The following is a 12,922-nucleotide window of genomic DNA, read 5'->3' on the forward strand; positions in this document are numbered from 1 at the left end:
CAGCTTCGCGCCGTTACCAAATCAAAAGGCGCCTTCCAGCAGCTTCGCGCCGTTACCAAATCAAAAGGCGCCTTCCAGTCGGAAGACGCACTCATGAAACTTTTATTCCTTGTCCAGGAGAATATATGTGCAAAATGGAATAAGCCAGTACACAACTGGAATCAGACATTGGCGCAATTATCAATTATWTTTAGTGAACGTTTGAAACTTAATCTTTAACCACCGTGACACACTTTATGTAATACTACCGGTTTATCATTTATGGCTGTATGCTTTTTTATTTTTAAAATCGCGAATCATTATATCAATGTGATTGAGTACATAATCTTTAGCAAAATTATCCATTAGGTAACTTTTTAATTTGGGTTAATAGGTCTATTCTTTTAAAGCTTCCTGCAGCCCTTGTTCAGATCTTCGTTTGCATATGCTGTTCCATCTTTGTGGATACAATCAAATACATCTTATCTCAACTTTGTCCGGATAGCATCTTTCAATGTGTTATCCAAAAGGAAACCGCTCCGGGTAAATGCCTGGGGGTGATTTTTTGTTTTCTTTTTGAAGGACGAAATCTGGCTGTTGTTTAATTTAAAAAGCCGGTCTCTACTGATGAGGAACCGGCTTTCCATGTTGCTATTCCATTAGTGATTCATTGCATTTCCAGTGAGGTTTTTGTTGTTGTCTAATTCAGCCTGCGGGAAGGGATAGTACATCGCTTTGGGGGTCCATCCTATAGCCTTAAGTGGTGTCAGCCATTGTGGATCAGCCATGCCCCATCGGAGTAAGTCGAAGTAGCGCTGGTATTCGCCACAGAATTCTACAAATCTTTCGTGCTGAATAATATTTTTGATATTATTGAGTCTGATACCATTGATGGTAGTATCTTTTGCGAGAAGACCGTCTACATCAGGGATGGTACCTGGCGAATGCTGATACCAGAGTTGCGGTTGTTCTGAGGGCACAACTAAATTAGCGCGCTGCCTGACCATATTGATGTATAGTTTTGCGCTGGCCGCGTTTCCTGCTTCATTGAGACATTCGGCATATAATAGCAGTACGTCTGCATATCTTAAAAGGCGGTCGTTGATGCCATCATCAAAGTCGGCCGTCTGTTTATCCGGGCAGTATTTGCGTGTACCGTATAGATCCTTGTTGGTGGCCAGATGTGCCATCCAATAGTTATAATCTGTTACTTTACCATCGATCTGCGTATAGAAGGCGCCGTTGTCGCAGAAGAGCGTCATATATTTACGCGGATCGCCGGGTTCGAACTCATTATATGTTTTTTTGTTGGGAGCGAGGTTCCACCATGCTCCACCGGTACCGTCATAGATACCGATCTCCTGCCATCTCCAGGAATCGGACATATCATCGCCCAGCCATCCCGGCCCGTTGTGCATTTGTACTTCAAAAACTGATTCGGGATTATTTTCAGTTGCTTCCAGGGAGTTGTCACGGAAATTATTTACCAGGCTGTATTCTTTACTATCTATTACAATTTTCAGTTGTTCCTGTGCTTTCGCAAATTCTGCCGGCTTACCAACTTCCAGTATGGGGCGGTACATGTAAGCCTTTGCCAGGTAGGACTGCGCAGCGCCTTTAGTGGCCCTTCCTATGAAGGTAGCGTTGCTGTACAATTCACTTCTGAGTGGGAGAAGGCCTGCCGCCTGTTGAAAATCACTGATTATAAGTGCATAGATCTCGCCGGGTTTGGAATTTGTCGGATAGTAATCCGCATTGCTTTTCACAGGGGTTTTGATCAGGGGACCTGTTTCACCGAACAGCATTACCAGGTGCATATAAAGTAAGCCACGGAGAAAATGTGCTTCTCCCAACAATCTTGATTTCTGTTTATCATCTATATGTCCTGTAAAAGCATTGATCCTGTCGATGGCCATATTGGCTGCGAAAATACCGTTCCACATATCCTTCCAGCTACCGGAGGCCATACCATCGCTGGAAGGCGTGTTATAGGCATCCTGATACATGGGTTCCCATTTAAAGGTATGGTTGAAGTCATCACCGGGAGCCAGCAGTTCGTAGTAAAAAGAGCGGGCGTAGCCGCCCTGCACTTTACCGATGAGCGCCTGGTATGCCGGGATAACAGCTGCTTCCAGCTGGGCAGGTGTTTTATAATAGGTATCTATGGAGAGTTCCTGCGGGTTATTAAGGTCCATATCAGGTTTGCAGCTGTAGGTCATCATTGCAGCAGCAAGTACGCAGGTATATACATTGAATTTTTTCATCTTAAAGCATTTATTGGTTTACGACTAAAAGGAGACCTGCATACCGAAGAAGAATTCACGGGTATTGGTAAAGGTCAGTCCCCATGGCGTTTGTGCATCTATACCGCGGTTCAGGTTATAGCGGCCATTGCTTAAGCTGTTGTCGGAGGCCACTTCAGGATCATAGCCTGAGTATTTGGTAAACGTGAACAGATTTTTACCGCCAACGTAGAAGCGGATGAAATCTATTTTATACTTGTTCAGTAAAGATGTAGGGAGCGTATAGCCTATGGTAAGGGTTTTCAGCCGGAGGTAGGAGCCGTCTTCTATAAACCTGTCGGATACACGAAGATTTTTATTAGGATCTCCTAACACCGCACGTGGCATATTGGTAGCTGTATTTTTAGGGTATGTGGTTTTAACGCCGGAGACAGGGTTGGTAAATACCAGGTCTTCCGCGCGGTAGCGGTCGAGCGTAGAGGAGAAGCTGTTATAATAGTGGTACATACCTTCTCCCCAGTATTTGCTGTTGTTATAGATGTCGTTGCCGTAGGAACCCTGCCATATCATGGAGAGATCGAAGGTACCGGCCTTTGAAGCATAGCTGACATCTGTGGTAAATCCACCGCTGAAGCGTGGGATAGGATTCCCGATAAAGGCTTTGTCGGCAGCATTGATCGCACCGTCGTGGTTACGGTCTACGAAGCGAACGTCGCCCAGTGCAGCATTCGGAGCGAAGGCTTTATCGGCGTCCAGTTGTTCTTTGGATTTGTATAAACCATCGGTGACGTATCCCCAGAACTGACCGATGGAATTACCAACAGCGGTACGGGTCACGTTTTCACCGCCAGGGTTTACGCCCCCCGCAAGGATTTCATTACCATTACCCAGACCTAACACTTTGTTATTTACCGTTGAGAGGTTGGCGCCTACGGCATAGGTAAATTTCCCCACTGTATTTTTATAGTTGACGAGGAATTCCCATCCTTTGTTACTGATACTACCTGCGTTCAATATCGGAAAATTGTCCAGGTATCCTGCGGTGTAGGAGATAGGAACATTCACCAGCATGTCGGCAGTTTTCTTATTGAAATAGTCTACCGTTACTGATAGTTTATTATTAAACAGGGAGAGGTCGATACCGAGGTCGGTGGAGTGCTGACTTTCCCATTTAACATTTGGATTGGCCGGTGTGGCAGGGAGGGCACCGGTAACCATTACATCATTGAGATAATACCATACATGGTCGAAGCTGACCGTACTCTGATATTGGTATGGACTGATATCGGAGTTGCCTAATTTTCCGTAGCTGCCTCTGATTTTCAGGTCGGAGATGAAAGGTATGGATTTCATGAAGCTTTCCTGGCTTACTCTCCATGCTGCAGAGAAGGAAGGGAAGTTACCGTATCTGTTTGCCTTACCGAAATTCGCGGAGGCGTCGCGGCGGAAGTTGGCGGTGAGCATGTATTTACTGTCGTAGGCATAGTTGATCCGGCCTAATAGGGAGTACATGGCGGTCCGTCCCACACCTGATCCAACCACACGTGAAGAGGCAAGCTGAGCGAGGCCCAGGATCAGCAGATCGGGACTTGGCAGCGATCTGGCGCCGGCGTTTACGGCGCGGTATTCGGAATTTTCGGAGGTGATACCTGCCAGTGCGCTGATGTTATGTTTTTTTATCTGGCGGTCGTATGAAAGGGTATTTTCGTAGAGATACCTGTTGTTTTGTGCAGTGGAGATGGACAGTTCGTCCGGATCGTGGTTCTGATATTGACCTACGGAGTAGGCGGAGATATAATTCTGGGTACGGTTCCTGTAAAAGTCGATTCCCATATTGAATTTATAGCGGAGGCCTGGAATCAATTCATAAGACACCCATCCATTACCATTGGCGCCTATTGTTTCAGACTCGTTGGAGTTGAGGTAGGCATTGGCCAGGGCGCTGGCCACATCGGTACCGTTACCTGCTCCTGCGAACCCTGTAGTGCTGTTAGGGTCGTAGATCGGCAAAGTAGAAGACCATTTCTGTGCATCAATAATATTTTTATTACTCCAGTTTCTGAGGTTGCGGCTGAGTGAAAAAGTTTCACCGGCTTTTAACTTACCCTTTGTAAAATCGGATATGAACTGAATGCCATAATTTTTATAAGCATCTTTTATGATAACAGGCTTATCTGTAGAATAGTTGGTATTGATGCGGAAGCGGGCATTTTCATTACCGCCGGAAATGGCCAGGTTATGTTTCTGGTAGCCTCCTGTTCTCAGCAGGGCGTCTACCATGTTATATCCTTTCCCGATTTTGGCGGGATCTGACAAGGCAGGGAGGTAATCCGTGCGGGAAGGGTTTTGGTTATACATTTCTTCGTTGATCAGTTCAGCCAGTTGCTGACCATTGAGGAGGCCAACATTATGCGACATCTCCTTGGTACCACCATAGCCATTATAGTCAATTTTTGTTTTGCCGGCGGCGCCTCGTTTGGTGGTTACCAGCACAACGCCGTTTGCACCTCTGGCTCCATAGATGGCGCAGGAAGCGGCATCTTTCAGCACCTGGATGCTTTCTATGTTATTTTCGTCCGGCATGGCACCACCGATCATACCGTCTACCACGTAGAGTGGGTCTGTATTGTTGATAGATCCTACTCCCCTGATCCTGATCTTATCGCCGGTGATTTGTACGCCTGGCACCTGGCTTTGCATGGCTGCCTGGAAACCGCCGGGAACCTTCAGCAGGTCTTTTGGGTTTACTGTTGCAATGGAGGAAGACAGGTCTGCTTTTTTCTGGGTACCATATCCTATGACTATTACCTCGTTCAGGGCTTTGGTGTTTTCTATCAGTACAACATCTACCACAGTACGTCCGTTGAGGGATATCTCCTGTGTTTGATATCCTATGAGGGAAACGATCAGCGTAGCCTGTGTGTTGGGAGCATTCAAAGTAAATCTGCCTGCATGGTCAGTAATGGCGCCGGTGGAGGTTCCTTTTACCATGACGTTGGCCATTTCAAGCGGGTCCCCTTTTTCATTTTTAATGGAACCGGAAATCCCAATCAACTTGCTGGTATTTGCAGCAGGCGCCATGGCATGGGCTGCTTCTGCCCGGAGCGTGTTGCTGGTCAATAGTAAAATGGAGGCAGCAAGCATAAGGCGGCAGGTAGTGGAAATACCGGACCTCAGGTGGAATTTTGCATGACCTGGGCCTGCCAGGCTGCTGGATAACACTAATTTCATAAAATAAATTGTTGTATTTACCCCACTATAGTATGGTCTTTATACGTAGCTGAGTTTGTACGTACAGGAGAGACGTATAGTTTCATAACGGGATTATTAAATAAAATCAGAAGTATTTCATAACGCTTTATACCCTCCGGAGGGGTGATGAAGCAAATATACCGTGGATGCTGAACAACAGTATTCAAAAGCAGATATTTCAGTTTAACTTTTAGATAATATTCCTTGAATGTAGTGCGGTTTTCATAGTCGACAAACGATCTATGAAGCCATGGGCATAGAAATGATGCCTGTTGTTCTATTAAGTGTATTTTAGACAATTAATAAACAGCGGGTATATATTTTATGCCAAATGCAGGCCTATTTTATAATTAATTGTAAAAATGATAATTATATCTCTGCGGGAGATTTTCCATAAAATTTCTTGAAAGAAGTACTGAAATAGCTGACACTGGAAAACCCGCACAATTCGCTAATGTCCATMACACTATGTTTTCTGGACTGCAGTAACCCGAGTGCGTGGTTAAGTCGGATAGATTTGATGAAATCTACCGGCGACTGTCCGGTAAGGCTTTTTAATTTTTTATAGAGCAGGGAGGAGCTGACGAACATGGCAGTGGCAAACTCTTCTTTTCCAAACGCCGCGTTGGCGAGGTTGTCGCGGACTACCATTACCGCCTGTTTCACGAATTTGTCGTTGTGCTCATTTTGCAGGATGGGAATATTATTTTCAGGTTGAATCAGGCGAAGGGCTTTTTCCCTGATGACCGTTCTGTTACGTACGATGGTTTTAATTTTCTGGACCAGCAACGGTATATCGAAAGGTTTGGTCAGGTAATCATCAGCGCCCAGTCCGAGGCCATAAAGCTGGTCGGTTTGGGAATTGAGTGCCGACAACAAGATCAATGGGATATGTGAGGTTTCGAATGTAGCCTTTATGAGCCGGCAGAGTTCATGGCCGTTCATTTCAGGCATTAATATATCGGAAATTACAAGGTCCGGCAACTCTTTCCGGATGAGTGGCCATGCCTCCTGTCCGTTATTTGCGGTGAATACCTGGAATTCTGTTTGTAAGGCAGTGAGGAGGAAGGCCCGTAATTTTTCATTATCCTCTGCGATGAATACACGTAGTTTGCTTAAAGGTTCCGGTGCATCCACGTCTGACCATAACGGGGCAGAGATGATTTCATGGATTAATTCCTGCCGTGGAGGTGTCAGATCCTCTACTGAAGCTATCTCAGTATAAGGGATTTCAATTTTGAATAATGCGCCTGCATTTTCCTGGCTGGCAAAAGAGATCTCTCCGCGATGCAATTTTACATAACTTTTGGTAAGCAGCAACCCGATACCGGAACCTGTAATCCTGGCGTTTACTGCATTTTCGCTGCGATAGAATTCCCGAAAAATACTGCGCTGTGCTTTTCTGCCAATCCCTATTCCCTTGTTTGTTACTTCCAGTGTCCAGCTTTGTTTGGTACCGGAAAACACGAGCAGTACAGTACTTTTCCTGTACGCATACTTTATTGCATTGGATATCAGGTTATCGACTACTTTTTCCATCATCAGTACATCTACTGCTGAAGTATAATGTCTGACATCCGTATTAAACCGGATAACAATTTCTTCTTGTGCGGCCCAGGCGTCAAACAGCGCTTTTCTGACTGCAATTAGCTGTACAATATCCACGCTGCTGAAATTGACTTTTTCTTTGCCGGCATCTACTTTTTGAAAGTCGAGCAAACGTGAAGCGGTCGTTGTCAGTTCTTTTATCTGCTCAGTAGCCAGTTGCAGGTGTTGGTGGCCTTTCTCCGAAAAAATCTCTTTTTTAAGTTCCTCTATTGGCGCCTTCACCAGTGTGAGCGCGTTTCTCATCTCATGCGCCGTGTTGGTAAAAAAGCGGATTTTATCTGCGGTATGTTTGCGTTGCAGTTTATCAACATATAATCGCAGGGCAAAGTACATCACCGTAACCAGCAGCAGCAGAGCGGCAGAATAAAACCACCTGCGTTTCCAGAATGGCGGGATTATCCGGAGGTCTATTACTTTTTCTGCTACAATTACACCATTGGCCAGGAGATGCATTTTTAATTTGTATTCTCCAGGGGAAATATTATTATAATTTATTTTCCTTCCTTCTCCCGACTTATTCCAATCTTTGTCCCAACCTTCCAGCATCCATTCAATTGCAGAGCGGGACACACCTTTGTCCAGTATCACCAGTTCAAATGAGAAGTCGTGCTGTAAATAATTAAGTTGTAGTGTGGCTAATTTTGAGAGGTCGATATCCCTTAATGGCGAAAGACTATCATGTACGGACCTGCCGGCAATTGTAAGATCCTGCAGAAATATCCTGCCATTGCTGGCATTGGGTTGTGTTATGTCTGGCGGAAACAACACTGCACCGCTATTGGTGCCAATGATGATGCGACCATCTTTCAGAATGGAAGACGCATTCCTGTTGCAAGCCAGTCGGTATATCGGTGAAATATGTGCAAATGTCTGTACCTGCTGCCGCTGCGGGTCTAATTTTGCGATACCCCCTTCTGTACCTATCCAGATAAACGAATCAGCTACCATGATACTGTTGGCATAGTCTGACGGCAATCCATTATTCATGTTGAAATGCTGCATCGACTTATCGCCCATATCATAGGACAGTACGCCGTTTCCGGCAGTGGCCAGCCATACTTTGTTTTTGTAGTAAACAATGTCGCTTACCAGGAACCCATCAACAATAATCTGTTTATCACCATTATGTTTGTCCATGACACCTAATCCATAGGTACATCCCATGAGCAGCTGATGATTGCTTAGCTCAGCGAAAGCAGAAACAGGCTGATAGTCATATTTTTTAAAGCTATTTTCAGCAGCGACATATCTTACAATATTGCCCAGGCCACCACCATACCATATATCCTTGTTACTATCTACATAAATATCAAATACATAATTATTAAAAGGCCGGTTACTGCCTTTTTCCTTTGCGTAGTGCGCCAGCTCCCTGCCGGTAGCCGGATCAAGTACATATACACCTGCCCCGTATGTGCCCGCCCATATCTTACCTGTACTATCTTCTGCCAGTACCAGGAAAGCGCTAACCGCTTCTTTTCTATCTGCGTAAAAGGTCTGCCATTTATCGGTCTTTTCGTTCCACCGGGAAATACCATTGTTAGTAGCAAACCAAAGATTACCCAAATGATCCTGTAAAACGCTGTTAACATGATTATTTACCAGAGAGTTTTTGCTGTTTATCTGATGTACAATATGTACTGCGCCTGGTGGATGCTGTTCGAAGTAAGACAATCCTCCGGTGAGTGTGCTGATCCAGATCCTGCTGCTATCACAAAATATATCATAAACGCCATTCCCTTTCAGTGATTCAGGATCGTTCATATCCTCCTTGTAATGATGCAGTATCTTTTCCCCCGACCTCGAAAGCTCCCAGATACCTTGTCCGTCCATTCCCAGTAGCATTGTAGCGTTCGTGTTAAATGCAATTGCCAGAATCGGCTGCCAGGGCAAATCAATATTCACCTTTTTAGCGGCACTCTTTACAGAAAAATCGTAATACATCAGTCCATCTGAAAATGTACCGATCCAAAGCTTGTTGGAAATTTTATCATACACCAGCGCCGAAACGTTTTTGGGTATATTACCACAAACGTATTTCTGCTCACAGGTACGCCTGTCTATAGTATATAGTGCGTTTCCGCGGACTACAGCGAGCAAACCTCTATCCGATATAGCCACTCGCGACATCTCGTCGGTTTCCCTGCCTATTGCCCGGAGCTTACCATCGTAAAATCTGTGTAATCCCATGGACGAAGCCACCCAGATAGCCCCGCTCTCGTCTATTACCGCATTATTGACACTAAGGTGCCCGGTTTTCAGTGGTCCCCTAAGATCAATCAGCAGCTCAAATTTGTCCAGTCTTTTATCGAACCTGAAAAGTTGACCGTTATTGGAATAGGCTACCAGCATGCCGGCACCATACATTAGTTTCAAAGAAATAGCATCCGCCGAAACATAGGGTAAACGGTAAATCCTGCAGTCTGGTTCCGCCACCCGCAATACCCCCATCCGGGATGAAGCCCAGATGAATCCATCCACATCCTTGCATACCGATGCCATTTCTCTGATGGTAAGGGCATAGGTATTATTGAGACTGACAAAATTAACCTGCGAAGCAAAAGTAACTGCTACATAAAGCATTGCTGCAACAAGCAGACCTCCCCTTTTCATTTAATATGTTTTAAAAACGTGGACTTTTAATAGGTAATACTATTAAAGTATACCCGCGATCAATAAGTGCGTTATAAATTAAACGAACTTCTTCCCCAAAAACAAATATTAAATGTTAATATGACAATTAATAACAGTTGCCAAACAAATGACCTGCTTATTTCTCTCGCCGGAATATTCATAATATCAATATTTATAATATTAACCAGAGTTACTTATATTTTGTCTGAACTTCGTTCCCACTTTAGAGGTGTTTCCATTTGCCTTCCGTTATGTGAGATCATAACCCTTAACGCCTATACGGAGTTGTAGAATATTAAAAATCATATGTTGTTGTAGTTCTGTGTCATCATCTGTAAAGATGAATGTCACACCAGAAATCCCAGGGGGATCACAGACAACTTTCAAACCTCGCATTTGCGCGGGGTTTTGTTTTTAGCCGAATTCGATTGTATAACCTCTTTACAATGTATGTATTTATCATTTAGAAGGGTGCAATTTTCCTGCGTAGTGGCTCATAGTACCCCATATCTTTTCAAAACMTGTCAGCAGTTTTTTGTTCACACCATTCAGTCCTTCCAGTTCTGTATTGGTGATTAATAACATGCCATAACCTTTGGTGGGGCTAAAGAAAAGGAAAGCAGTAACTCCTCCATCGCTGCCGCTATGCCCGATATTACCATTTTTTTTCATGGCATAGAACACACCAATATTAGGCTCTCCCGGATCTATATTCTTTGGATTATAAGTAGTTGAAAATGCAGGTTGTAACATGGTGGTGTAGGAGGCAGCAGTAAGAATTTTTCCTTTGCCTTCCTGCCCTGTAATATTTTCTTTCAGAAAAAGACTCAGCTCATGACAAGAAGTGGTAAGTCCGCCATCTGGATAAGTAACGGAACTGTATTTTGGATAGGGGACTTTGAGGCCGGTGTATAAGGTTGCCAGCTTTGCCTGGTCTGCGGTGGCGGTAGACCAGGTAGTATGTATCATCTGCAATGGCTGCAGAATGTATTGTTGTGTGTACTGAGCGAAGGAAATACCTGATTTAAGTTCTATCAGCCAGGCGGCCAGATCAGAACCGATATTGGAGTACTCATATCTTTTACCTGGTGCGGCTTTATCAAAATTATTATTTGAATAAAAAGTGCCGGACGCGCTTAAATAATCCTGAAGAAATGCGCCTAAAGTAGTGTCCTGGCCTTTTGCACCATAACCTTTTGATTTCAGTAAACTATAGATGGGATTGTCTTCCTGCAAGGGGGGATTGTATAAGTATGTCTTTTTGTATGCAACAGGGTTATCTGTTATCCCTGAAGTGTGCGTAACGAGTTGTTTTAACGTGATGGGTATTTCAGGCGTATACGGATGTTGTACTTTAAAAGGTAAAATACTGTTGATGTCAGTGTCCAGTGTGAACAGGCCTTGTTCGATAGCTTTCATCACTGCCATTCCAATAAATAGTTTGCTGATAGAAGCAATCGGTTGTACCGTAGTAGTGGTGTAAGGAATTTCTTTTTCAAGGTCAGCGAATCCGAACGCATGTTCGTATAAAATACTATCACTGTTTACAATAGATACGCTGAATCCCGGAAAACCATTTTGTTGGTATTGTATAGTGAGCGCGGCTGTTAGCGAATCAGCTGCTAACTGTCCCCTGACACGATCAGCATTACAGATAAACAAAAGAAGGAGAAAGAGTTTTCCGACGATTTTTTCAACAGAACGCTGGTGTATGCCTTTCATATTAAGAATATATTTCTTGCCATAAAGAAAGGTTATTTTAATGAGAACTTTTTTAAGAAAATGAGGCTGGCCGAATGCTTGCGATTACTGTATATTACAGGAATATCTCATGATGGCAGTATGTTAAAAGGAACAACTATATTGGTAAGTTGGTCACAGGGTATAGTTCAGGTTCACTTTACCCCGTAAGTTGGTTTGGTGAACGTGGCAGGTATTGTCACCGTTTTTGGGGGTTTCTAATTCGAGTTCCGGCCTGCTGACTTTGAATGCTCCAAGCCATACAATGCTTCCGTAAAATTTTGGAAGTTAAATATTATCAATTGATTGAGTAACGTTTATTTTCAGAAGGATGAAAAAAAATATCTATACTGCCACTAAAATAGCAATTTATGTTTGTGTGGCATTTGTGATGTATAGTGTACTGAATTCGTACCGGACAATAGGAAATGAGTCGCCGCGAAAAGGAAAAGTTGTTATGACCGTAAATATTGACGGCAAGTCAATTGACCACCTGATCGGTGGCCCTACTACCGTTTACATTTACGGAACATTCCTGATTGAAGATATCATTTCCGTTCATTTCTCTGGTATGGATAGTGCTACGGGAAATGTAATCCAGTACGGATCAGAGGATCCGCGTTATAAGGAGCTTGCCGGTTACAGTGTAACGGACCTTGCTACTGAAACAGTTACCCAATTCAACAAAAACCTCGACTCTTCTGAAATAATAGCGAGCTTTCCATTGTCGCAAAAAAAAATAGGGTATCTGCTTGTGGCACAAAAGGAAATAGACGTTCTTAAGGATGCGGTCACTAGATTTCAGTATGTGAAGGATACAGTTATAGGCCATGTTGCGTATAAAATATTGGAAGATACAGTTAGCCGGCAAGGTATTATCCAAAAGAGCATCGCCTATCTCAATCCGGCAGTAAGGAATTTCCCCGTTAAACTAAGCACATTCCTGGATGAAAAGTTTGGAGGATGGGTCAACAAAATCACGATATTGTGCATCGAGCCTGCTACAAATCGAATGCAGGTCGTAACCAAGGAACAGGTATTTGACGAAAACCTGAACGCCATGGAAATTGAAACAATAGAAAGACTGGTTGGGATGACCAAAGAACATCTGGCATCAAAAAAATAAGAGATCGAAATTCAATAAGATCTGTTGATTTTTATCATCTTGCCTAAAGATATCAAGTGTTACTCAGTATTTGTCTTATTAATACGTAATCCTGTAGCTGATTTCAAAGGAATTTAAAACCTCCAGTGGCGACACCATCAGGAGTAAGAGGAAATACTCTCACGTAATTAAAACCTTGTAGAAACATAATCTACAAGGTTTTTTTGTTTTCTGTTTTTTCTTTTCATCAGCAAAAACCGCTTGCCTTTTGTTTCCGATGGTCGCAAAAGGGAAATGTAGTGGAGATAAAAAGAGAGATCAGGTTGCCGGCGAAAAGAAAAAAGCCGTATTGTGTTGGCTC

Annotated in this window: 5 protein-coding genes and 1 pseudogene; 2 read left to right on the forward strand and 4 right to left on the reverse strand. The window is 43.6% G+C overall.

What is annotated here, in order from left to right; genetic code table 11:
- Positions 1-219, forward strand: a pseudogene (locus tag AC1DCV_RS30055) (hypothetical protein); the annotation flags it as partial.
- A gap of 419 nt (positions 220-638) precedes the next feature.
- On the opposite strand, the gene AC1DCV_RS30060 reads toward AC1DCV_RS30055, so the two are convergent.
- The 4 genes from AC1DCV_RS30060 to AC1DCV_RS30075 all read right to left on the reverse strand — a co-directional run bounded on the left by AC1DCV_RS30060 (position 639) and on the right by AC1DCV_RS30075 (position 11,438).
- Complete coding sequence (locus AC1DCV_RS30060; RefSeq protein ID WP_477026622.1) at positions 639-2,243, reverse strand: RagB/SusD family nutrient uptake outer membrane protein; 1,605 nt, start codon at positions 2,241-2,243, stop codon at positions 639-641.
- Positions 2,244-2,267: 24 nt separating this feature from the next.
- Positions 2,268-5,453 (reverse strand): SusC/RagA family TonB-linked outer membrane protein, encoded by a 3,186-nt coding sequence (locus AC1DCV_RS30065; protein ID WP_477026623.1) that lies wholly within the window; start codon positions 5,451-5,453, stop codon positions 2,268-2,270.
- Between the two features lie 390 nt (positions 5,454-5,843).
- Positions 5,844-9,695, reverse strand: coding sequence for a hybrid sensor histidine kinase/response regulator transcription factor (locus AC1DCV_RS30070; protein WP_477026624.1), 3,852 nt, complete (start codon positions 9,693-9,695; stop codon positions 5,844-5,846).
- Between the two features lie 480 nt (positions 9,696-10,175).
- Positions 10,176-11,438 (reverse strand): serine hydrolase domain-containing protein, encoded by a 1,263-nt coding sequence (locus AC1DCV_RS30075; RefSeq protein ID WP_477026625.1) that lies wholly within the window; start codon positions 11,436-11,438, stop codon positions 10,176-10,178.
- 349 nt (positions 11,439-11,787) lie between these two features.
- Between AC1DCV_RS30075 and AC1DCV_RS30080 the strand changes: the two genes are divergently transcribed.
- Positions 11,788-12,582 (forward strand): hypothetical protein, encoded by a 795-nt coding sequence (locus AC1DCV_RS30080; RefSeq protein ID WP_477026626.1) that lies wholly within the window; start codon positions 11,788-11,790, stop codon positions 12,580-12,582.
- Positions 12,583-12,922: the final 340 nt, after the last annotated feature.

The organism is Chitinophaga sp. 10T418 (assembly GCF_056394125.1).

What these genes read in the sequence shown, in the direction of transcription:
- AC1DCV_RS30065 (WP_477026623.1), bottom strand. Translation starts at nt 5,453, where the DNA reads ATGAAATTAGTGTTATCCAGCAGCCTGGCAGGCCCAGGTCATGCAAAA.
- AC1DCV_RS30080 (WP_477026626.1), top strand. Translation starts at nt 11,788, where the DNA reads ATGAAAAAAAATATCTATACTGCCACTAAAATAGCAATTTATGTTTGT.
- AC1DCV_RS30060 (WP_477026622.1), bottom strand. Translation starts at nt 2,243, where the DNA reads ATGAAAAAATTCAATGTATATACCTGCGTACTTGCTGCTGCAATGATG.